The sequence below is a fragment of the Thermoanaerobacterium butyriciformans genome, from assembly GCF_017874545.1.
GTDB classification, from domain to species: Bacteria; Bacillota; Thermoanaerobacteria; order Thermoanaerobacterales; family Thermoanaerobacteraceae; genus Thermoanaerobacterium; species Thermoanaerobacterium butyriciformans.
In genome coordinates, this window is the sequence record NZ_JAGGLT010000041.1 from 1 (window position 1) to 21,544 (window position 21,544).

The window sequence follows — 21,544 nt, forward strand, 5'->3', positions numbered from 1 at the left end:
TTCTTATTTTTATCGCAAAATCATTGTTATTTTTTGTATCTAATATCTAATTTATGTCATTGTATGCTACTGGAAATTAGTTTCCGAAATCACTCATAATTGGAAAGGGGCACTTAGCCCCTTTATTTATTGCTGAGTAGCAATACCCTGCTTTATCTGATTGACCATATCGTCTGCTGCCTTATCAGGAGTTGCTTTACCTGATGTTACAAGCTGCAGTGCATTACCAGCCGGTGTCCAAACTGCTGTCATAGCAGGAATGTTTGGCATAGGAATAGCATTCTTAGCTTGTTCAGCAAATGCATTTAAAATATCATTGTTTTTAACTTCATCACTGTTTAACACAGAATTAAGAACCGGGATTCTATTGCCTGTTTCAAAAAGAGGCAATGCCGTATTTTGAGCAAGATATTTTAATAAATCCCATGCTTCTTGTTGATGTTTAGAATTAGCGCTTACAAAAGCTGCCTGTACACCAGCAAATGAAGGCATCGGCTTTCCATCGACTGTTGGCAATGGAGCTACTTTAAAAGGAACATTTGCTTTCTTAAACCCATCAACATCCCATGGACCACTTATATAAAGTCCTATCTTTCCGTTTTGGAAATTGCCTTTAGCTATATCGCCTTTAATATCGGCAGTCATAAACTTATAAGTTTTTACAAAATCCCTTATCAAAGACAAACCTTTTTTCGCACCATCATTATTCAAACCTATATCATTTGGATCGAGAGCGCCTCCATTATTTTTAAATACATAACCACCATAAGCAGCCATAAATGCAAAGCTGTAGTAGAAATTATTTATATCATACTGGAATCCAACTTGCTGCCCAAGCTTAATCAAGTCGTCAAGTGTAGCTGGAGGAGTTTGAACTTTGCTTGTATTGTAGAAAAGTCCGTATGTCTCCATTGATAATGGTATTGCGTACATTTTCCCATCATATGAAACTGCGTCTATACTCATTGGAACATAATCAGATTTATTAATAACTCCATCAGGTACTTCTGCTAAAAGCCCAGCCTTTTGGAATGTTCCAAGATTATCATGTGGCAATCCGAACATGATATCCGGTCCTTTACCGCTCTGAGCTGCTGTAGAAAACGCCTGGAAATCACTCTGGTCAGCCAATACTTTTACTTTATTACCCGTCTCATCAGCCCATTTGTTAGCGATTTCTTGTACCTTAGCTATTTCAGGATCTGTCAAATGTGACCATACTGTTAATTCAACTGGCTCCTTTTTTTGCTGCGTCTGAGCAGCGTTATTAGAACTATTGTCTGAAGACTTTGATTCATTTGTCTTACTGCTTCCACAACCTGTTAAAGCAACTGATAATAACAATACCATGGCAGTAAGTATTGCAAAAATTTTTGTATACTTTTTCATGTAAATCCTCCTCACAAAATAAAATTTTATGATTTTTTTGGGTATATCCCAAAATTTTATTTCAAACTTCAATATAAGTTTTTATTACAATGTTTACATGTGTAGTTATTGCATATCTGTCACTACTTCACATAGATTTTCTACATATCAATTCTACAACCAAATAAAACGACAACGCACTTTATCTTTCTTCAACATAATGACAAATTGATGTACATTAACTAAAAATGCTGTAGACAAACTTCACAATCATAATCTTTTACTAGCATCATCCCCTTGATGATTACTATTAAATTACAGCAATCGCTTTCTTTGACGCTATTTTTAAAAGCGCCTGACTGCAAATAAAACTTGCAATCGCTTGCGCCGCCTTTAATATAATTGTAGATCCAGATTCAAATATTGTCAATATACAATTCGAGTGTGTCAATAAAAAAGATTTTTTAAACAGCTTAACAATAAATCCACTCAATTTTTACCTTGCAAAAGTAAATTTACTTTTAATATTATTATACAAAGTTGCAGTTATTTCTGCAGCTATTTTTACTACTTATAGCTTTTTTAATGAAAAGCAAATTTTAAATATATTAAACCTCTTGAAAAAATCGCATCTAGATGACATTTGTACTTTACTATTGACAGTATACCTTTTACTCTATTTATTATCTTTTTCTGTTAATATATTTCTTAAATTTTATAAAAAAACACTGGAATATATTCCAGTGTTTCCAGTGCACTCTATGCGTAACATTTTATTGATTAATTTTGCCATGTAATGGTGACACTACCAGTCCCAGATGTCGGCACAGTATAAGTATGATTCGAACCACCTTCCCAAATTATATTTCCTGAACTATCAATTTTTACAGCTTTAAATTGTATCTGCTCACCAGGTAATAAATTAATCGTTATTGTCCAAGTAGGATAATTAGGGCATGATGCAGGACCACGAGCATAGGTTGTATTCCAATTTCCGAGATCGGATGTACTACCAACAATATATATATTTTGTCCATAATAAGTTGTCGCATTGTTTATTGTAAATGTAACTGGTATCGTGCCGTTAGGCGTTAGTGTAACTATATTAATTACAAAAGGAGCCATCTCTGATGTCACAGATCCATAACTATTTACAATATTTGAAAGTCTTAAGAGCGTAAATCCAGAAAAATTATATCCTGTTAATTCGTTTGCACAATTCACATAAGCTTGATTGTTGTTGGATATAGCCAAAGCATTTTCTCCATTGTGGACTATACCTTTATTATTAGCAAGATTAGCTACATAATGTACTAACGTCATAGGTGCAGAATAATATGGACTTACATACGCATTAGAATCATCCATTTCAAGACAGGTAAATGTCATAGCAAGATTAGATGCCTTAAATTGATCGAGTAATGTACTATAATTATAATAACCGGCACAATATTCTGCAGCATGTGGCATAGTGGGACTATTATATAGCCAATGCACTCCAGCTATTTTTGCTCCTATTGGAGCATTAAATACTGGATCAAAGCAGCTATGAGCTACAGAAGCAATATTAGCTAACTCATTAGTCAAAACACTTTGATACCATGTCAAAAAATCATTGCCATAAGTAGTTTTATAACCATTTGTAAAGAAATTATCACCATCTGTAGGTGGACTAATTTGAGAGAAATCAGTTAGACTTGTACCCCATGCACTATTAACTGCTGCTATAGTTCCATATTTAGACTTCATAGCATTCTGAAAACTTGTTATAGCCGCCTTACTATAACACTGCAATGAACCGCGTCCAGGATATGTCCATCCATGTGAAGGATTATACGAAGGATATCTTAATTCTCCAGAGGGGCCTCCAGATATATATATTTTTGCAATTATATCTTTATAGCTGCTAAAATTTGATGCAAAAGATGAGTAAAATTCATTATAGAGTTGAGTTAAACCAGAATACCATGGACTTACTGCTTCATTATCCCAATTCCCAGCTTCATCTTTATACTGCATATTATCCTGAGTATCTTTTGTCCATACCCACGAGGGAATAGGTATATTCACTGTATCACCAACATTACCTCCACAGGCATGCGTTGACATTATTGGAACCCACTTCAATCCCGCAGCGCGTACGGTATCAGCATATGTCTTATAATAACTCCAGTCAAATTGATTTTCACCTGCATTTTCAACATAGCCCCACCAAATATCTGTTGTTATACCGTAAACACCATTATTCTTTAAAGTTATCAATTGATTCTTAAACGCATTAAAATCTGTGACTTTTTCTAATGGTCCCATTACAAAAACTTTGAAATTTGGTGCTACGCTTGCATTAGCAGTCACTATAGAAGATACAAAAATTAATGATGCCATTAACAATGTCAAAAACAATTTTCGACCCAACCTTTTAAAATTTCCAATCATTTATTTTTATTTTCCCTCCCATCATACATAAAAATAATATAAGTACTATTTTTTGCTACCAAAAACTTTAATAAGATCTTACTTTACCAATAGCTCCCACCTCCTTCAATAATCATATTCAATTTCTATCAAATTTCTATTTTAATATCACCTCCAACTAAACTATAATTTTGCTTTACCTACTGTTTAACAGCACCAGCTATTATAGCTGTGACCAATTTTCTCTGTGCCAAGAAGTAGAAAATTACAACGGGTAAAATTGCTATAGTTAGTCCTGCCATACCAAGATTCCATTGCTTTGTGTATTGGCTAAAGAAGTAAAAAATCATTAGTGGAAGCGTCCTAGAACCAACTTTGTTTATGACTAAAGATGGCAATAAGTAGTCATTCCATATCCACATGATATCCAATACAGCCAAAGTGATCGTAGTAGGATTTAATAAGGGCAATATGATATTCCAGTAAATTCTAAATCTGCTACAACCATCTATTAAAGCTGCTTCATCTAAAGATGTCGGTATTCCTTTTAATGCACCATAGTATAAAAACACGCCTAAACTTGATCCAAATCCCAAGTACATGAATACAAGTCCTGACCTTGTAAGAAAATGAAATTTGCCAAATTCCGCTACCAAAGGAATCATGACCGATTGAAACGGAATAAGCATAGCCACTGTAAAAATCATGTATATAATTACACTGCTTTTCTTTTTTACCCTTTGAAGTGCATAAGCCGTCATAGAGGAAAATATTGCGATAATCAAAATGCTAAAAACAGTTATTATTAATGTATTGGAAAATGCTTCACTCAAATTTAAATTTGCGGCTGCTGTTTTATAATTATCCAGCATCAGACTCTTCGGAAGTGACAATGTGTTTGTAAATAGCTCTAATTTTGTCTTGAAAGAATTAACAAGTATTATATAAAAAGGAGATATCCATATAAGTGAAAGAACAATACCCAATATCGTTAATAAATATTTTTGAACATGAACTTTTTTCATCACATCTCAACCTCTCTTTTCTGTGTCAAGTAAACTTGGATGATAGAAATAACAGCTATTATTAAGAACATTATTACTGCTTTTGCCTGTCCTACAGCCATCTCTTGAGCTGAAAAAGCTGTTTGATATATATTAAGTGTTATCATTTGTGTGGTATTGCCCGGCGCTCCAGCAGTTAATGATAAGTTTTGATCAAACAGTTTAAATGAATTTGAAAGCGTAATAAATAAACTCACTGTAAAAGCTGGCGCTATAAGTGGAAATACAACATTCCTAAATTGTTGCCATGAATTTGCACCATCAATCTTTGAAGCTTCTATTAAATCAGTAGGAATGCTTTCAATATATGCTATATAAATCACCATGACATAACCTATCATTTGCCATGATGTGACAATCACAAGACCCCAAAAGCCAGTATTAGTTGTTGATAACCAGCCTCCAAGCCATCCAATATGTGTAGCATCTGAAATTGTTTGAAATACATCCACAAAAATGAAATTCCATATAAATCCTAATATAAGTCCACCTATTAGATTAGGCAAGTAAAATGCGGTGCGCATGAAATTTCTGGCAAATATTTTTCTTGTTACAAGCATTGCAAAACTTAATCCCACCACATTTATAATTACGATACACGCTACAGCAAATTTAGCTGTAAAAAATATTGAATTCCAAAATTCAGTATCGCCTTTCAGTGCTATGAAATTTTTTAAGCCAATAAATACTGGTTGATTTATTCCGTTCCAATCTGTAAATGAATAATATATTCCTATAATAAATGGTATTAATACGACAATAATAAGTGACAATAGTGTTGGAGCTATAAAAAGCCAATACCAAATACCGTTTTTGAAAAATTTCGCTTTTTTTATCATTGTATTACCTTCCTTCTTATTCATATTTGCAAAGTGGGAGAATACAATTATACTCTCCCACTACTATCTTTAATTATTTTCTTGCGTCTGCCCAAGCTTGTTTAGCATGTGAAATTACTTTATCCCAAGTTAATGAACCGTTCACATAAAGCTGAATATCAGCACCGAGAACATTTTGACCCCAATTGTTTGGATATCCCATGAATACCCATCCATATGTCTTGCCTTGACTTGCTGCCACAAAAAGTTGCATTCCAAGTGGATCCGATATACTATCAGCACTATATCCATTGTATGCAGGAACAAACTTAAACTGCTGCGTTACTATTTGTTTTCCTTCATCTGATGTGTACAGCCAATCTAAAAAATCTTTAGCAGCTTTTTGAACTTCAGCTGGTTTATCGCTATTCACTGCCCAATACATTGGAACACCTTCCGGATAGCTGTCCTCTTTATATCCTGGAACTGGATACGGTAGCATTCCTATATCGTTTTCTGCAAAATTCTTATCAAGTGATTCTAATGTAGGATATACCCAGTTGCCTTGCTGAATCATTGCAACTTTACCAGTTCCAAAAAGCTTTTCAACTTGTGTGCTGTAATCAAGGCTTGCTGTAGGTTGTACTGAATATTTATTCTGAAGGTCAATCATCTGCTTCATTGCATCACCATACTTAAATTCTACTGTCTTAGAATTAAATGCTTTCATGACATCTCCATCAAATTCAGGTGACAAAAATGCATTTGATAAATGAAGTCCAGTTACCCAAGTTTCTTTTGCTGGGAATGCAAAAACTGCCTCTATTCCTAATTCTTTTTTCTTTGAATCAAGCGTCTTTACAGCATTCACCAACGCATCAAAAGTTTTAATGCTGGATGGATCAATACCTGCTTTGCTGAATATCTGTTTGTTGTAGATTAATCCATATCCCTCTAAATCAAATGGCAAACCATAAATCTTTCCATCCTGTGTAACACCAGTAAGTGTACCATTAATTGCCTCTTTTGCAGCTTTTGTATCGGATAAATCAGCTAACTTCGGTTTCCAAGTCGCAACATCTTGTGGACCACCTACGTTAAATATTGCAGGCTCTGAACCAGAATTAAATTTTGCTTTTAATGCAGCACCGTAATCTTGTCCTCCACCTACAGTTTCTAGATTGATTTTAACGTTTGGATTTTCCTTCATGTATGTGTTTATTGCATTTTGAAGAGCATCTTTTATTTCAACTTTAAATTGGAAAATATCTAATGTGACAGGTTTGTTTGTTGTCTCTGTCTTACTTTGACTCGCATTACTCTGATCTGTTGACTTACTTCCGCACCCAGAAATCAACACTGAAAAAGCCATTAGCAGTACTAAGAGCAAAGCTAATCCTTTGCCAAAACGACTCATAATAAAATCCTCCTCTTTAATAAGCCAATAATTAACCATTGACTTATCGCTTTTTTAATTTTAAAATTGTAAAGTAGACTTTATGAAGTTAAATTTGAACTTGGTATACAAATTTTTAAAACTTTCATTATTTTTCTCATTCATGATGAGAAATTTTTTTATTTGATTTATAAGCGTTTTCATATGTGGAATATTAATCTTATTTATTACCTCCTCCCTACCATCTCTTAATAATAAGCGACTTCATTTGCAACCGGTTGCGCTCTAACTAATTATAGTTTATATCCTTAATTGCCAAATGTCAATAGATTTATTTGTTAAATCGCAACAATTTTTTATACTATATCAATAACTCCATCAATGTCTCTGCAAGCTTTTGCTCATCATGCCTTATGTAATTGTTTCTTATAGCCAAAACATCTTTTTCAATGACTTTTATTCCTTTTTGCTCAAGTCCATATATATCATACTTTACAGGTTGCGACATATCTTCTTTATACCTATCTTTGTACTCATAAGGAATTTCACCATTATTTACTATTACATAGTCAAGAGATTTTAACCCATGCAGAAAAAGTGCATCAACGTGTGCATTAGCATCGTAGCCAATTGTCTCACCAGGCTGTGTCATTATATTGCACACATATACCTTAATTGCTTTTGAATCTTCTATTGCTTCACACACATCATTGACTAATAGATTTGGTATTATGCTGGTATATAGACTCCCAGGACCTAATATAATTTCATCAGCATCCATTATATCTATTAAGGCTTCTTTTACCGGTTTCGCATCTTTTGGCTCCAAAAATATTCTTTCTATCGGGCTTTTTTCTTTCATTTGAAGTTTCGGTATTAGAGATTCTCCATCTATAACTATCCCGTTTTTTAATTTAGCTTTTAGTTTGACATCATCCAATGTGACAGGCAAAACCTTTCCTGACACAGCTAAAACCTCGCTCATCTTTTTTACAGCTTCTTCAAAACTATTTGATATGCCATTCATAGCAGCTAAGAAAAGATTTCCAAAGCTTTGTCCTTTAAGCATACCGTCAGTAAACCTATATTGTAAAAGCTTTTCCATTGTAGGCTCAGTATTTGCTAACGCCAGTATACAGTTTCTTATATCACCAGGCGGCAACATGCCTAAATCCTCTCTTAATACACCAGAACCTCCTCCATCATCTGCAACTGTTACGATTGCAGTAATGTTATGGGTGTACTTCTTAAGTCCTCTAAGCATTGTTGATAATCCTGTACCACCGCCAATAACCACGACTTTTGGTCCATTTAAGTAAGCAAAATTCTTCATACGAGCAACCCCTTCGCAATAAGTCATCTAAAAGAATAAATATCGCTTATTCTTCTCTAATATCTCTATGATTTATTATAGCTGTATAATCCCTTTTTCTAAGCAGATCGTACAGTGCATTCGCAATAGTCACAGATCTATGCTTACCGCCTGTACATCCAACAGCTATTACAAGCTGTGATTTGCCTTCCCTTATATAAAATGGCAGTAAAAACTCTATCATGTCTTCCAACTTATTTAAAAATTGTTTTGCTTCTTCCCACTTCATGACATAATCCATTACTTTTTTATCATTTCCAGTAAGTGGTCTAAGTTCATCTATATAATAAGGATTTGGCAAAAACCTCACATCGAATACAAGATCGGCGTCAAGCGGTATACCGTATTTAAAACCAAACGACATTACATTTACGATTAAACCTTTGAATTTTCTTCCTTCGATGAAAATATTGTACAATTCCTGTTTAAGCTGAGCTGCAGTTAAATTCGTCGTGTCAATGATGCTGTTTGCCATTTTTCTTATTTCCGCAAGTTTTTGCCTCTCATCTTTTATTCCGTTTATTATGGATCCTCCATCTGTGAGTGGATGTCGTCTTCTTGTTTCCTTGAATCTCTTTATCAAAGCTTCATCTGAAGCCTCCAAAAATATTATTTCATAATCATACTTATTTTTCTTTAAATAGTCTATAGCAGAAAAAATATCTTTAAATAGTTGTCCACCCCGCAAATCCATACCGAGTGCTACTTTATCTATGTCTTTAGATCCGTAAAAAAGATCAGCCAACTTCGGTATCAATGCTGGAGGAAAGTTGTCAATGCAAAAGAATCCTATGTCCTCCATCGATTTCAATGCTTGGCTTTTCCCCGCACCTGAAAGACCGGTAATTATCACAAACCTCATTTGTATCACTCCTTAGCATTTATTATATCATCTGTTGCAAGTCCTGCTTTTTTCGCGATTTCGATTCCTCTCGCAAAATCGCCAACTCTCGATGGTGTGTGTGCATCGCTGTCAATTACGAATTTTGCACCAACAGATTTTGCTATTTTTACGTATTCTACAGTCATATATCCGTGGCTTGAGTTTATCTCAAGAGCCGTTCCTCTTGCTTTAGCCGCCAAAGCAAGTCTTTTAGTATCTATATCGACTTTTGCTCCAGGATGTGTAATTATATTTATATCGTATTTATTTATGGCTTTTATCATCGCATCTGTGTTCTGTTCTCTAACGACGGGTTTTAAATAGCTAAAATATTTGCTGGCTGTATTTTTCCCAAACAAATTGACAAGGTTATAAAAATCAAATGGCGAAACACCAGTGTGATAACCCATAAGCAGTATATCTATATATTTTAAAAGCTCATCGTCGACATCTATGTCGCCATTTAAACTTATAAGATTTGCTTCTACTCCCATTAAAACCTTTATATCAGGAAATTTATCGTTCATTCTATCTATTTCGTCTCTTATTTTCCTGTAATTGCGACTTCTTATGCCAAAAAATATATGCCTCGGTCCATGATCAGTAATGGCGATTTCTTTAAGTCCTTTTTGTATCGCAGCTTTTACATTGTCTTCGATTGTACCTTTTCCATGGCTAAATACAGTATGTGTGTGATAATCAGCAAAAATTTCCATCTTTAAATTACCTTTCACCAATTATTTTTACTTCCGTCTCCAGATCTACGCCAAACTTGTCTTTGACTGTTCTTTTTATATATTCAATTAAATTTAAAACATCATCTGCAGTCGCATTCCCTCTATTTATTATAAAGCCACAATGTTTTTCAGACACTTGTGCACCACCGATTGCATACCCTTGAAGTCCAGCATCCTGAATCAATTTCCCTGCATAAAATCCTTCTGGCCTTTTAAATACACTTCCAGCGCTTGGATATTCCAATGGTTGCTTCATTTTCCTTAATCCGTTCAGTTCATCCATTTTTGCTTTTATGTCCTTATAATTTCCTTTTTTAAGGTGAATCCACGCTCTTATTGCAATCAGATTGTCAGACTGTATTAAACTGCTTCTATATCCAAACCTCATATTGCCATTTTTCACTTCATATATAGAACCATTTTTATCGATAACTTCTACTTTTTCAACTACATCTTTTATTTCAGGGCCGTAAGCACCAGCATTCATTGTTATGGCACCGCCTAATGTGCCTGGTATCCCGCTGGCAAATTCAAATCCTGTAAGCTCATTGTCAAGAGCAGTATTGGCAATTACTGAAAGCAATGCACCAGCCTCTGACACAATTATCTCACCGTCTACAGAAATTTTCCTAATAGCAGTCAGTTTTATAACCACGCCCCTTATTCCCTTATCTGAGACTATGATATTTGTTCCGTTGCCAAGTATAAAATAAGGTATATTTTCAGCTTTTATTAAGCCCATAACTTTTATCAGTTCATCCACGCTTTGAGGTATAATCAGTACGTCCGCCGGACCACCAATCCTAAAAGATGTATGCCTTGACATAGGTTCATTTATATATATATTCTCATCTGAAACCACTTTTCTTAATGTTTCTACAATCTTTTCCAATATATCAACTCCCTACATGTATTTACAGGAAACCTTCATTCAGTAATATTTTATCAACTATTATCATGTTTAATTCCATTTTGTTTTCCATTTAAGAGTATAACACTTTTTTTAAACATAAAAAAGACAAAAAAATAGAAGGCCTGTAAGCCTTCTTCAAACATTGTAACACACTTTAAATCTTTTACTGATGCAGCCCTCAGAGTCATAAACACTAACAACAGCCGTACATTTTTTGATCTTAATCTCGCAATTGCAATCCCTACAAAAATATAGGTTATTGCCTATTTTGCCCACATTAGTGCTTTTGCAATTTGGGCATTCCATATAACTCACCTCACTACTTAGCTGATCTGAACCTCCTCAGCCTTAAGGCGTTTGATACAACTGATACTGAACTGAATGCCATTGCACCCCCTGCTATGGCAGGACTCAAAAGTCCCATAGCAGCAAATGGTATACCTATTGTATTATAGATAAAAGCCCAAAACAGATTCTGGTAGATATTTCTCATCGTCGCTCTGCTTAATTTTATAGCCGTAACTAAACCCATAAGATTTCCGCTAATTAACGTGATATCCGATGTCTCTATAGCTACATCTGTTCCTGTGCCGATGGCAATACCTACATCTGATTGTGCTAATGCTGGAGCATCGTTTATACCATCACCAACCATTGCAACTATTTTACCCTGTTTTTGTAACTTTATAACTTCCTCTGCTTTATTTTCTGGCAAAACTTCTGCTAATACATGTTCAATACCTACTTGCTTTGCAATGGCCTCAGCAGTTCTTGCGTTGTCACCAGTTATCATGTATATATCTATGTTTAAAGCTTTTAATTCTTGTATAGCCTTTGATGAATCTTCCTTAGGGGTATCTGCAACAGCTATTAGGCCTTCCACTTTTTCATTTGATGCTAATATCATTGCTGTTTTGCCTTCATTCTCTAACTGTTCTAATTTGGACTCTATATTAGAAATATCTATATTATTCTTTTCCATTAACCTTCTATTGCCAAAGTAATATTCTTTTTCGTTAATTATAGCATAAATACCATGACCTGGTATAGCCTCAAATTTGTTCGGATCCGGCAATTTTTCGTATTTTTCCTTTGATTTATTCACAATAGCTTTACCAAGCGGATGCTCAGAATTTTTTTCAGCAATACCAGATATATACAATACTTCATTCTCACTTAAATCGCCTAATGATATTATGTCAGTCACTTCTGGCTCACCTTTAGTTATCGTACCAGTCTTATCAAGTACAATCGCATTAATCTCTTTTGCTTTTTGCAAATATTCACCGCCTTTTATAAGTATGCCATTTTCTGCACCTTTACCTGTACCCACCATAACAGATGTCGGTGTTGCAAGACCTAATGCACAAGGACATGCTATTACAAGTACAGATACTGCACTTATTATACCCGCATTAAAATTTCCCAAAACAAAGTACCATATCAAAAATGTAACAACTGCAATTCCAATGACTACAGGTACAAAAACCCCTGATACCTTATCAGCAATCTCTTGGATAGGTGCTTTTGATCCCTGTGCATCTTCTACCATCTTTATTATCTGTGATAGTACCGTATCTTTCCCAACCTTCGTTGCTTTAAACTTAAAAGTACCTGTCTTGTTTATTGTGGCACCTATTACTTCGTCATTGACATTTTTATCAACAGGAATGGATTCTCCTGTTATCATAGATTCATCTATGGCCGAACTTCCCTCTACAATTACACCGTCTACAGGTATTTTTTCGCCTGGCCTTACTACAACTATATCTCCCACTTCTACCTCTTCAATCGGTATATCTATTTCTTCTCCGTTTCTTATGACTCTTGCAGTTTTCGCCTGAAGTCCCATAAGTTTTTTTATTGCTTCAGATGTTTTACCTTTTGCTATAGCTTCAAGCAGCTTACCAAGGGTTATAAGCGTTATGATAACTGCCGACGCTTCAAAGTACAAGTAATTGTGTATCTCTGACATAGGTTTTGTAAATACATTATACAAGCTATAAAAATATGCTGCAGTTGTTCCCATTGCAATTAATGTATCCATATTTGCTGACATATTTTTTAAATTATGCCAAGCTCCTTTATAGTATCTATATCCAATAATAAATTGGACAGGAAATGATATTATTATTTGCGCCCACGGATTATCCAAAATCCCTGCAGAAAAACCGAATATTCTTCCAAACATTGATATAAGTAATGGGATTGTCAATATGGAAGAAATTGTAACTAGCCTTTTTAATGTTTTAACTTCCCTTTCTCTCTCTTCTTTCTCTGTATCCATTCCTATGGCGGTTTTTTCTTTTGCATCATAGCCGATATTTCTAACAGCTTTTATCATTGCTGCTACATCTACTTTGCCTGAATCAAATTCAACTGTTGCCGTTTCAGTTGCAAAATTGACCGTAGCTTTATTTACGCCTTGTAAATTGTTTAATGCTTTTTCTATCTTTGCAGCACAAGACGCACACGACATACCTATTAGTATTAGTTCTACTTTATCCTTAATGACTCCATATCCTAAGTCCTCAATTTTTTTTGTCATATCATCTAAGTTAACTTTAGTCGGGTCGTATACAACTGTTGCCTTTTCAATCGCAAAGTTGACATTTGCTTCATCAACACCATCCATATTTTTAAGAACTTTTTCTATCTTAGTTGCACATGATGCACATGACATACCTGATATTTTTAAAGTATCTTTTTCTGACATATAGCTCATCTCCTTAAATTATATTGCCAATGCCTCATCAATAGCTTTTGAAATCATTTCTTTCGGTGGCACACCGGAATTACGTCCATTCACTTTATAAACTCTGCATCCATAAAGAGGTTCATCGTTCCTTCTCTCTTTTTCGATGTCTTCTCCATTTATATGAATTGACGGTGAACCTAAAAAGTTATATCTATATGCATCTTCCTGAGATTCTATTTTTATTATGTCCACATCATCTTTAATATTTTTTTCTGATAAAACTTCCTTTAACAATTTTAATGCTGAATCTGAATTAGGACATCCTTCGAAGTATAAAAAACTTATCTCCATATTCCCACCTCCTAAAAATTTATCACATTATATAACTATTAATATACCCCCTATAGGTATCTCTAATGTTATTATATAATTCCGATATGTTTATGTCAATATTATTTTGATAACTTTTCACAAGTTTATGCATAACTGCATCCTATATGCAGATAATAATTTTGATTAAAATTATTTGGAGGTGTTTTTAATGAATGCAGAAAGCGTAGTAAAGTGCGGTGTTAACACATGCACATATTGGAAAGATATGAGATGCCATGCACAATCAATCGAAGTAAATCCAAAGACCCCGACAGCAAAGACCAGCGCAGAAACTGAATGTACAACATTTAAGTCAAGATAGCAAATAGTCTATCTTCTATTATTTTTTACTGTTAAAAGAAAGCGTATATACAACGCTTTCTTTTGTTCACTTAATTTTATTAAAATCTTCCTATTATCAGTTTATCGCATTAATACACTACACCATCAACATCGGTATTGCTTTTACTAAACGATACAACTATTTTATTTGGGAGGCAAACAATTGATTGGTATGACTCTTTTATCCATCCCGTTTTTGAACATATGCCCTGCGGGCATATGTTTTTATCCATTGGAAGCATTCTTACCATGCCATTTCTCGTCTCTATAATACCTATTGATTTGCCAAACTTAAACTTTATATATTGAGGTTGCGACTTACGATTCACTATTACTGTTTTTACTAATTTCCCATTTACCTTAATTTCTATATTATTCATAGTAGTGATTTTATTAGCCATTATTTTCGGTAAAAGAAATAAGCTAGAGGCAGAAATTATTAAAAGAAATACTATTAAAAATTTATCATATTTAGTCACTATCTCTACGCTCCTTAATCCCATACTTCTCCATCCTATAAATCAGTGTATGCCTTGTAAGCCCAAGAAGTTTTGCTGCTTTTGTCTGGTTATAGCCCGTTCTCTCAAGTGCTTGTTCTATTAGATTTTTCTCAAGTTCATCGATAGAAATCCCATTTGGAGGTAAGACGATTTTATCAACATCTTTTATCATTTTGTTTGGTCCAAGTGGTAGATCTTCCCTCTTTATAACAGATCCATGATTTAAAATCAGCATTCTCTCAACTAAATTTTCAAGCTCTCTTATATTCCCTGGCCAAGAATACTCCATTAAAAACTTCATTGCAGATTTGTCTATTTTAAATTTTTCAAGTCTTAGATTCTTGCTATATTTATCTAAGAAATAATCAATAAGAATTGGAATATCCTCGACTCTTTCTCTTAAAGGTGGCAATTGTATCGGAACTACATTTAATCTATAAAACAAATCTTCTCTGAAAGCACCTTCTTTAACCATATTTTCAAGATTCTTATTTGTTGCAGCAATAACCCTTACATCAGCTTTTAAAATCTCAACGCCTCCAAGCCTTTCAAATTCCTTCTCCTGGAGAATTCTCAGCATTTTAACCTGAATAGAGGGTGATATTTCGCCTATTTCATCAAGAAATATGGTGCCGCCGTTAGCCCTTTCAAATCTGCCAGGTTTACGCGATAGTGCACCTGTAAATGCACCTTTCTCATAGCCAAATAATTCGCTTTCAAGTAAATTCTCCGGTAATGCCCCACAATTGACCTTTATATATGGTCCATCTTTTCTCTTGCTTAAATTGTGTATTGCCTTTGCAATTAGCTCTTTACCTGTACCGCTTTCACCAAGTAATAAAACAGTCGCATCTGTTGGTGCAACTTTTTTAACTATATTTAAAACATCTTTGAGCTTAGAACTTTCACCTATTATATCAAATTCTTTGCCATTTAGTTCTTCTCGCAAAAACTTCACTTCTTCTTTTAAATTTGTAATCTCATCTTTATATCAAGTATAATAAGATCATATATACTGCTTTCAAATTTATTTAAAGCTACTGCACCATTTTCAGCTTCATCAATTACATATCCATCATTAAAAAGTGCTTTTTTCAAAGCCCATCTCATATTTTTCTCATCATCTGCAACTAAAATATGTCTCATTTTAACCTGCATTCCTTTCTTATTATCGAACAATTATTCTTAATGAAGTGGTAATCTTACCAAAACATTCGTCCCTACGCCAACGACACTTGATAATGATATATAACCACCATGTTCCTCTATTATTCTATGAGTTATGGATAGTCCAAGGCCGGTTCCCTCACTTTTAGTTGTGAAAAAAGGATTAAATACTTTATCTATTTTATCATCTTCGATTCCAATTCCTGTATCTTCAAAATAGATGTTTAAAAATTCGCTGTCCTTATTGCCACATAAATGTAATATTCCACCAGCACTCATGGCCTGTATTGAATTAATCATTATATTTATAAATGCTTGTTTTATTAATGTGTCATCGACAAGCACTTCAACATCAGGCAATCTATCAAATATTATTTGAACATTACTTTTTATGGAGTATTTATTTATAATATTAATAGTTTCTTCTAAAACATTATTAATATTTTTGCTTACTTTATTAATAGACTCTGGCTTTGCAAAATTTAGCAACCCTTTAATTACATTGTCCGCTCTATCAACTTCCCCAATTATTATCTCAAGACCTTCTTTATCGTCTTGTTTTGATTCAGATAAAATTGTTTGTGCGATTGTCTTAATAATACCAAGAGGGTTTCTTATTTCATGAGCAATGCCCGCCGACATTTCTCCAAGAGCTGAAAGCCTATCAGCTCTTCTCATTATTTTCTCCATTTCTTTAACTTCCTTTAAATCTTCAAAAACCAATACAGCACCGTCAAATTTCATCTCACTTTTTAGCGGATATATGTGTAATCTAACGGGTTTCTTATTGTTTAAAAGTGTTTCAATGTCAAACTCAAATCCTCTTATTAAATTTTTATTTTTTAGAACTTCATCAATTTTTCTCTTCAAAACCTCGCCATTTCGAATAATTTTGTATATAAATGCTCCAATTATGTCAGAATTAATATCCATTAAATCTTTCGCATATCCATTTATAGCAGTTATCGTATAAGCTTTGTCGACTGCTACAACACCATTAACGATTGACTCTAAAATATTATTTAAATAATCTTCAATATAAGCTGTTTTCCTAAGCTGGCTTTCGAGAAGCTTTTTTTCTTTATATTCTTTTTCTACAAGAGTACCTGTTATAATACCTATAGCAAAAAACAATCCTACTTCTATAAATTGATTTACAATATCAATTGTGAATTTGCCCATATAAATCATTAGATGTGGTGAATAAAGTACTGCTACAACTGAAGATTCCGTAAGCCCTCCCTTTAATCTATATTTAAAGGCTGAATAAACAATCGGTATAAAATATAATAAAGTATAAAACTCATGATATCCTATTGCTGTTGCTTTAGTAAAGTAATGCAAAAAGGCAATTGCCATTGTCATTACTGCAATAAAAATTTTATCACTGCTATAAACCAAATTTAAAACACCTACTTCAATGATTTACTACAATATGGACAATAAGACCATCTTGCATCTACTATTTTACCACAACTTTTGCAATTTACCATTAATCTCGATTTACATACAGCACAAAATATATCATTTTCTCCTACTTTGCTATTGCAATTAGGGCATCGCACATCTTTTTTATTGTTATTATCTTCATCAAATAATATTAAGCTTAAAAATATTGCGGCTACTATAAATATTAATAACATAATTATCACCTCTTTAGACTTCTACCACAATAAGGACATGTGATCCAGTCCTTTTCAATTTTATTCCCACACACTTTACAATAATATCTATTTTTTAAATGCTTCTTTACACCATAAACAGTTATTACAATAATCGTCAAAATACCTGCCAATATAAATAAATCCATAAAATTGTAGATACCAGATCCACATGATAAATACCAATTATTTAACCAGTTTTTCATAATTAATCACCCTTTAAAAAATTTGGATCTATAACAATAGATCCTAGATTGTATGTGAAGTTGTACATTAATAATCTCATGCAATTTTTATGCCAATTTAATGAAATCTGCTATTGCTGAAAGTAATAAATATATAAATATATGGTTTCTTATGCGAAATAAACTGGAGAGCTAATCAAATAAAATTGGCATGATTTTTGCAGTAGATGTGAATAAAGGAGGAATACAAGTATGAAAAAAATTTTAATCATTCTTTTAGCAACTGTTATTATTGTATCGGCAATATCAATCCCAATAATCTTAAAAGGAGGTGCTGGAAAAAACACAACTGATGTACCAAATGGTACATATAACAACAATGTAGCAGAAAATTCAAACATAAAAACAAATAATGAAGGTAGTATTTCCATAGATGTAATGTTTCTAAATCCAAATAAACAAGGTGATAAAATACTTAAATTTCAGGTGATGTTAAACAATCATTCGATGGATTTATCAGATCTTAATTTATCAAAATCCGTAGAATTAGTAAATGATAAAGGATTATCAATAAAAGATGGATTCAATTGGAAAGAAGAAGGTTCCGGTCATCATGTGTCAGGCATATTAAGTGTTGAAAATAACATCAATGGAAAAAAAATCCTTGATAACTCAACAAAATCGATAAAATTAGTCATAAAAAATATAGGCGGTGCGAATACAAGAGAGTTTGTATGGCAGTCTAATGAGCTTAAATGAGGTGATTTCAATGTACTTTATAGCTTTTATAGCAGGTATAATATCATTTATATCGCCATGTATTATTCCAATGATAACTGTTTATTTTACAACAATAACAGGTTTATCAATTGAAGAGCTTAAAAATATAAAAGACAAAAAAATTAAATTAAATGTCATATCAAGCACATTTGCATTTATTCTTGCATTTACAATTGTTTTTACAATTGCAGGCGGTACAGCAGGATGGATTGCATCATTATTTAAAAACTACTTATATTTACTAAATATTATAGGCGGTATTTTCGTGATTTTGTTCGGCCTAAACCTACTTGGGGTTATAAATATCAATTTCAAAAGCATAAATCTACCTGAAAATAAGATATTTGGAATTAAAACTGGAACTTTCAAAGCTTTTTTGATAGGTCTGTTTTTCGCATTTGCATGCTCTCATTGCATAGGTCCTATTTTATATTCGATATTAATATATGCGGGAAGTACCGGTTCTGCTGCATCAGGAATGCTCATCATGTTTATATTCTCTATAGGTCTTGCAGTACCATATATACTTGTTGGATTATTTATGGATAAAATACTTTTTGGATTAACCAAGATTAGTAAATATATGAGAACAATATCAAATATTTTGGGTACAATTATGATTATATTCGGAATCCTTCTTTTAACTGATAGATACTCTTATATAGTTGGTATTCTTAATAAGATAATACCTTATAAACTTCCTTTTGGAATGTAAATTTAATATTTTATAAAATAAGGATAAATTATAAAAGGTGGGATAACATGAGTACTATATTATATATATTATTATTCATCGGGATAATGTATTTAATGAATAAAGGCGGCATGGGATGTTGCGGCGGTCACAACCATAATGATCATACTTATGAGAAAAATGGAAATATGGAACATCACCATGGAGATAATAACATGAATAATATAGAAATGGTAAAAGATCCTGTCTGTGGCATGCACATACCCGCTGATAAAGCCGTAACAAAAGTTATAAATGGAAAAAGATATTATTTCTGTAGTGAAACCTGTGCAAAGGAATTTGAAAATAAATGAGTGGCAATCGAGTAGGATATGAATAATTGTTTTATTCAGGGTCCTCTCAAATCACCAATCGTACCGCCCACAGCGGACTCTCACCGCCAAGTTATCGCCCATGCCGGGCGCACCCGTTAAAAGAAAGTAGCTATCCACTACTTTCTTTTGTACACTTATTTATACTTTTGCAAATTTTTTTATTATTAATAATCGACCGAATACACTACATCATTGACATCAGTATTTCTTTTACTAAATGATACGACTATTTTGTTTGGGAGGTAAACAATGATTTTTTATATTTCAATTTTGTTCATTCTAATTATAGAAATGATATAAAATACTATGCTTAACATTAAAGTAGATATTAACGGTTTTATAATATCTGATGTATTAAATGTACTTGCTAATGCAATAAGCTTATTTGGTATATATACGGATAATTTTTCAATACTCATTAGTGCTGAAGCCGCAAAATTTATAATCAACAATGCGACAGCTGCAACGATTGATTTCTTGAAAAGACTGCTCAAAAATGTAAGCAATATTACTGTATAGATATAAAAAAGTGATATCAATGTTGCAGAAAACATGATTTTACTAAAAGGTATTGTATTATCTTTAAATAAAGTATCTGCATAATAATAGTTAATGGAGAATCCCAAAAATATGAATATTATCAATACAATTGAATAATGCAATATTTTTGATGCGACCATTGCAGCAGGATTCAAGCCCTTTGTATATGGAAAAAGTAATTTATGCGATGATATCTCATCACTTAATATCCCCATCAATGTCAATATTACGATTAGAAAAGATACTTGGCTTAAATCCTTTATATAGTTTTGAATAGCAGTACTAAAGTCTATTTTTATTAATGCACTGATATCACCTGGAATCTTATTCTTAAGCATCAATGGTAACACCTTTAACATGATAGGGTCGAGCATCGCAAAAAGTATTATACCAATGGCAAGAATAAGGTATTTATATTGTCTTATTGACTCAATTATTTCCTTCTTAAAATATGCATTAAATGTTAGCATTTTGCTTCACCATCCTTATAAATATATCTTCTAAACTTGCTTCACAGATTTTATATGAGATTACAGGATTATCAAGCTTTGCGATTTCTCTTATCAGTTTTGTCTTTGCTTCATAAATGTCATTTACATATATACTTGCAGTATTTTTATTTATTCTTATGCTATCAATCCACTCTATATCAGAAAATCTATTACTTAAATCACCACATGGATTTTCAAATTCAATGTCATAAATAGGCTGGATATATTTCTTTTTAAGCTCATTCAGATTTTGAGATATGATGATTTCACCTTTATCCAGTATACTTATATAATCACAAACTCTTTCAGCATCATTTAAAATATGTGTTGATAAAAACACTGTTTTTCCTTGCTTTTTCAATTCAGCTATTATTTCCAATACATCAATTCTGCCTTCTGGGTCAAGTGCAGATGTTGGTTCATCGAGAAATATTATCTCTGGATCATTCAACAATGCTACAGCTATACCAAGTCTCTGCTTCATACCCCTCGAATATTCCCCAATTTTCTTTTTTTTTGCATATTTTAGATTTACACTTTCAAGAATGGCCTCAATACGTTTATCTTTGCTTTTCATATTGCTTAATTCACCTATGAAGTTTAAGTATTCTTCTGAGTTCATATAGTTATAAAACACGGGATTTTCAGGCAGATAACCGATTCTTTTTAACAGTCTTCTTTTACTATGAAAACTTATTATATAAGTAGCTAAAAAAGCGCAGACTTCCCCTACAGCTTTTAAAATAGACTTTAAAGGAAATTAATGGATATATT

The 21,544-nt window shown here is 33.0% G+C and carries 24 protein-coding genes; 4 read left to right on the plus strand and 20 right to left on the minus strand.

The annotated features are described in order from the left end of the window. Window positions 1–126: 126 nt before the first annotated feature. From J2Z80_RS13835 to J2Z80_RS13885, 12 genes are all read right to left on the minus strand, one after another. On the minus strand, window positions 127–1,389 hold the full coding sequence (locus tag J2Z80_RS13835; protein WP_209454912.1) for a sugar ABC transporter substrate-binding protein: 1,263 nt from the start codon (window positions 1,387–1,389) through the stop codon (window positions 127–129). A 759-nt stretch (window positions 1,390–2,148) separates the two neighbouring features. Further along, window positions 2,149–3,804, minus strand: a complete 1,656-nt coding sequence (locus tag J2Z80_RS13840) for a family 14 glycosylhydrolase (RefSeq protein ID WP_209454913.1) — start codon at window positions 3,802–3,804, stop codon at window positions 2,149–2,151. 179 nt (window positions 3,805–3,983) lie between these two features. Further along, the gene (locus J2Z80_RS13845; RefSeq protein WP_209454923.1) at window positions 3,984–4,808 is read right to left on the minus strand and encodes a carbohydrate ABC transporter permease; all 825 of its coding nucleotides are present in this window, start codon (window positions 4,806–4,808) and stop codon (window positions 3,984–3,986) included. Then, the gene (locus J2Z80_RS13850) at window positions 4,808–5,710 is read right to left on the minus strand and encodes a carbohydrate ABC transporter permease (protein ID WP_245301350.1); all 903 of its coding nucleotides are present in this window, start codon (window positions 5,708–5,710) and stop codon (window positions 4,808–4,810) included. Before J2Z80_RS13850 ends, J2Z80_RS13845 begins: the two co-directional genes overlap by 1 nt. 49 nt (window positions 5,711–5,759) lie before the next feature. Then, window positions 5,760–7,082 (minus strand): extracellular solute-binding protein, encoded by a 1,323-nt coding sequence (locus J2Z80_RS13855; RefSeq protein WP_209454914.1) that lies wholly within the window; start codon window positions 7,080–7,082, stop codon window positions 5,760–5,762. Between the two features lie 340 nt (window positions 7,083–7,422). Further along, entirely contained in the window at window positions 7,423–8,394 is a 972-nt protein-coding gene (locus J2Z80_RS13860) for a gluconeogenesis factor YvcK family protein (RefSeq protein WP_209454915.1), read from the minus strand. A gap of 46 nt (window positions 8,395–8,440) precedes the next feature. Further along, window positions 8,441–9,295, minus strand: coding sequence for an RNase adapter RapZ (rapZ, locus tag J2Z80_RS13865; protein WP_014758223.1), 855 nt, complete (start codon window positions 9,293–9,295; stop codon window positions 8,441–8,443). 5 nt (window positions 9,296–9,300) lie between these two features. Then, on the minus strand, window positions 9,301–10,032 hold the full coding sequence (locus tag J2Z80_RS13870) for a PHP domain-containing protein (protein ID WP_209454925.1): 732 nt from the start codon (window positions 10,030–10,032) through the stop codon (window positions 9,301–9,303). A 7-nt stretch (window positions 10,033–10,039) separates the two neighbouring features. Continuing rightward, the gene (gene murB / locus J2Z80_RS13875; protein WP_209454916.1) at window positions 10,040–10,945 is read right to left on the minus strand and encodes a UDP-N-acetylmuramate dehydrogenase; all 906 of its coding nucleotides are present in this window, start codon (window positions 10,943–10,945) and stop codon (window positions 10,040–10,042) included. Between the two features lie 156 nt (window positions 10,946–11,101). Next, window positions 11,102–11,272, minus strand: coding sequence for a hypothetical protein (locus tag J2Z80_RS15430; RefSeq protein ID WP_013297276.1), 171 nt, complete (start codon window positions 11,270–11,272; stop codon window positions 11,102–11,104). A 13-nt stretch (window positions 11,273–11,285) separates the two neighbouring features. After that, window positions 11,286–13,682: a heavy metal translocating P-type ATPase gene (locus J2Z80_RS13880; RefSeq protein WP_209454917.1), complete on the minus strand. Its 2,397-nt coding sequence runs from the start codon at window positions 13,680–13,682 to the stop codon at window positions 11,286–11,288. 18 nt (window positions 13,683–13,700) lie between these two features. Continuing rightward, window positions 13,701–14,015 carry a DF family (seleno)protein gene (locus J2Z80_RS13885; protein ID WP_209454918.1) on the minus strand — a complete coding sequence of 105 codons (315 nt, stop codon included), beginning with the start codon at window positions 14,013–14,015 and terminating at the stop codon, window positions 13,701–13,703. A 190-nt stretch (window positions 14,016–14,205) separates the two neighbouring features. Between J2Z80_RS13885 and J2Z80_RS13890 the strand changes: the two genes are divergently transcribed. Next, a complete protein-coding gene (locus tag J2Z80_RS13890) occupies window positions 14,206–14,358 on the plus strand; it encodes a DUF1540 domain-containing protein (RefSeq protein ID WP_013297273.1) in 153 nt (50 codons plus the stop codon). 109 nt (window positions 14,359–14,467) lie between these two features. On the opposite strand, the gene J2Z80_RS13895 is transcribed toward J2Z80_RS13890, so the two are convergent. Genes J2Z80_RS13895 through J2Z80_RS13915 form a run of 6 tightly spaced genes read right to left on the minus strand, consistent with a single transcriptional unit; the run spans window position 14,468 to window position 17,912 of the window. Then, window positions 14,468–14,881: a NusG domain II-containing protein gene (locus J2Z80_RS13895; RefSeq protein ID WP_209454919.1), complete on the minus strand. Its 414-nt coding sequence runs from the start codon at window positions 14,879–14,881 to the stop codon at window positions 14,468–14,470. After that, complete coding sequence (locus tag J2Z80_RS13900; RefSeq protein WP_432422729.1) at window positions 14,850–15,836, minus strand: sigma-54 interaction domain-containing protein; 987 nt, start codon at window positions 15,834–15,836, stop codon at window positions 14,850–14,852. The genes J2Z80_RS13895 and J2Z80_RS13900 overlap by 32 nt, the downstream gene beginning before the upstream one ends. A gap of 8 nt (window positions 15,837–15,844) precedes the next feature. Then, window positions 15,845–16,057 carry a response regulator gene (locus J2Z80_RS15410; RefSeq protein WP_245301351.1) on the minus strand — a complete coding sequence of 71 codons (213 nt, stop codon included), beginning with the start codon at window positions 16,055–16,057 and terminating at the stop codon, window positions 15,845–15,847. 6 nt (window positions 16,058–16,063) lie between these two features. Further along, window positions 16,064–17,446, minus strand: coding sequence for an ATP-binding protein (locus tag J2Z80_RS13905; RefSeq protein ID WP_209454920.1), 1,383 nt, complete (start codon window positions 17,444–17,446; stop codon window positions 16,064–16,066). Window positions 17,447–17,457: 11 nt separating this feature from the next. Next, the gene (locus tag J2Z80_RS13910) at window positions 17,458–17,688 is read right to left on the minus strand and encodes a zinc ribbon domain-containing protein (protein ID WP_013297269.1); all 231 of its coding nucleotides are present in this window, start codon (window positions 17,686–17,688) and stop codon (window positions 17,458–17,460) included. Window positions 17,689–17,693: 5 nt separating this feature from the next. Further along, window positions 17,694–17,912 carry a zinc-ribbon domain-containing protein gene (locus J2Z80_RS13915; RefSeq protein ID WP_013297268.1) on the minus strand — a complete coding sequence of 73 codons (219 nt, stop codon included), beginning with the start codon at window positions 17,910–17,912 and terminating at the stop codon, window positions 17,694–17,696. Between the two features lie 231 nt (window positions 17,913–18,143). Between J2Z80_RS13915 and J2Z80_RS13920 the strand changes: the two genes are divergently transcribed. The 3 genes from J2Z80_RS13920 to J2Z80_RS13930 are packed head-to-tail and all read left to right on the plus strand — an operon-like array spanning window position 18,144 to window position 19,718. Further along, window positions 18,144–18,650 (plus strand): hypothetical protein, encoded by a 507-nt coding sequence (locus tag J2Z80_RS13920; protein ID WP_209454921.1) that lies wholly within the window; start codon window positions 18,144–18,146, stop codon window positions 18,648–18,650. Then, window positions 18,637–19,386: a cytochrome c biogenesis CcdA family protein gene (locus tag J2Z80_RS13925; protein WP_245301352.1), complete on the plus strand. Its 750-nt coding sequence runs from the start codon at window positions 18,637–18,639 to the stop codon at window positions 19,384–19,386. The genes J2Z80_RS13920 and J2Z80_RS13925 overlap by 14 nt, the downstream gene beginning before the upstream one ends. Window positions 19,387–19,433: 47 nt before the next feature. Continuing rightward, window positions 19,434–19,718 (plus strand): YHS domain-containing protein, encoded by a 285-nt coding sequence (locus J2Z80_RS13930; protein ID WP_045413707.1) that lies wholly within the window; start codon window positions 19,434–19,436, stop codon window positions 19,716–19,718. 278 nt (window positions 19,719–19,996) lie between these two features. On the opposite strand, the gene J2Z80_RS13935 is transcribed toward J2Z80_RS13930, so the two are convergent. Together J2Z80_RS13935 and J2Z80_RS15315 are read right to left on the minus strand one after the other, a co-directional pair. Beyond that, window positions 19,997–20,749, minus strand: a complete 753-nt coding sequence (locus J2Z80_RS13935; RefSeq protein ID WP_209454922.1) for an ABC transporter permease — start codon at window positions 20,747–20,749, stop codon at window positions 19,997–19,999. After that, on the minus strand, window positions 20,736–21,515 hold the full coding sequence (locus tag J2Z80_RS15315) for an ABC transporter ATP-binding protein (protein ID WP_209454926.1): 780 nt from the start codon (window positions 21,513–21,515) through the stop codon (window positions 20,736–20,738). The genes J2Z80_RS13935 and J2Z80_RS15315 overlap by 14 nt, the downstream gene beginning before the upstream one ends. Between the last annotated feature and the right edge of the window lie 29 nt (window positions 21,516–21,544).

Coding starts and splice junctions, on each gene's coding strand:
- J2Z80_RS13835 (WP_209454912.1), bottom strand. CDS start 1,389: ATGAAAAAGTATACAAAAATTTTTGCAATACTTACTGCCATGGTATTG.
- J2Z80_RS13840 (WP_209454913.1), bottom strand. CDS start 3,804: ATGATTGGAAATTTTAAAAGGTTGGGTCGAAAATTGTTTTTGACATTG.
- J2Z80_RS13845 (WP_209454923.1), bottom strand. CDS start 4,808: ATGAAAAAAGTTCATGTTCAAAAATATTTATTAACGATATTGGGTATT.
- J2Z80_RS13850 (WP_245301350.1), bottom strand. CDS start 5,710: ATGAATAAGAAGGAAGGTAATACAATGATAAAAAAAGCGAAATTTTTC.
- J2Z80_RS13855 (WP_209454914.1), bottom strand. CDS start 7,082: ATGAGTCGTTTTGGCAAAGGATTAGCTTTGCTCTTAGTACTGCTAATG.
- J2Z80_RS13860 (WP_209454915.1), bottom strand. CDS start 8,394: ATGAAGAATTTTGCTTACTTAAATGGACCAAAAGTCGTGGTTATTGGC.
- rapZ (WP_014758223.1), bottom strand. CDS start 9,295: ATGAGGTTTGTGATAATTACCGGTCTTTCAGGTGCGGGGAAAAGCCAA.
- J2Z80_RS13870 (WP_209454925.1), bottom strand. CDS start 10,032: ATGGAAATTTTTGCTGATTATCACACACATACTGTATTTAGCCATGGA.
- J2Z80_RS15430 (WP_013297276.1), bottom strand. CDS start 11,272: ATGGAATGCCCAAATTGCAAAAGCACTAATGTGGGCAAAATAGGCAAT.
- J2Z80_RS13880 (WP_209454917.1), bottom strand. CDS start 13,682: ATGTCAGAAAAAGATACTTTAAAAATATCAGGTATGTCATGTGCATCA.
- J2Z80_RS13885 (WP_209454918.1), bottom strand. CDS start 14,015: ATGGAGATAAGTTTTTTATACTTCGAAGGATGTCCTAATTCAGATTCA.
- J2Z80_RS13890 (WP_013297273.1), top strand. CDS start 14,206: ATGAATGCAGAAAGCGTAGTAAAGTGCGGTGTTAACACATGCACATAT.
- J2Z80_RS13895 (WP_209454919.1), bottom strand. CDS start 14,881: ATGGGATTAAGGAGCGTAGAGATAGTGACTAAATATGATAAATTTTTA.
- J2Z80_RS13910 (WP_013297269.1), bottom strand. CDS start 17,688: ATGTTATTAATATTTATAGTAGCCGCAATATTTTTAAGCTTAATATTA.
- J2Z80_RS13915 (WP_013297268.1), bottom strand. CDS start 17,912: ATGAAAAACTGGTTAAATAATTGGTATTTATCATGTGGATCTGGTATC.
- J2Z80_RS13920 (WP_209454921.1), top strand. CDS start 18,144: ATGAAAAAAATTTTAATCATTCTTTTAGCAACTGTTATTATTGTATCG.
- J2Z80_RS13925 (WP_245301352.1), top strand. CDS start 18,637: ATGAGCTTAAATGAGGTGATTTCAATGTACTTTATAGCTTTTATAGCA.
- J2Z80_RS13930 (WP_045413707.1), top strand. CDS start 19,434: ATGAGTACTATATTATATATATTATTATTCATCGGGATAATGTATTTA.
- J2Z80_RS13935 (WP_209454922.1), bottom strand. CDS start 20,749: ATGCTAACATTTAATGCATATTTTAAGAAGGAAATAATTGAGTCAATA.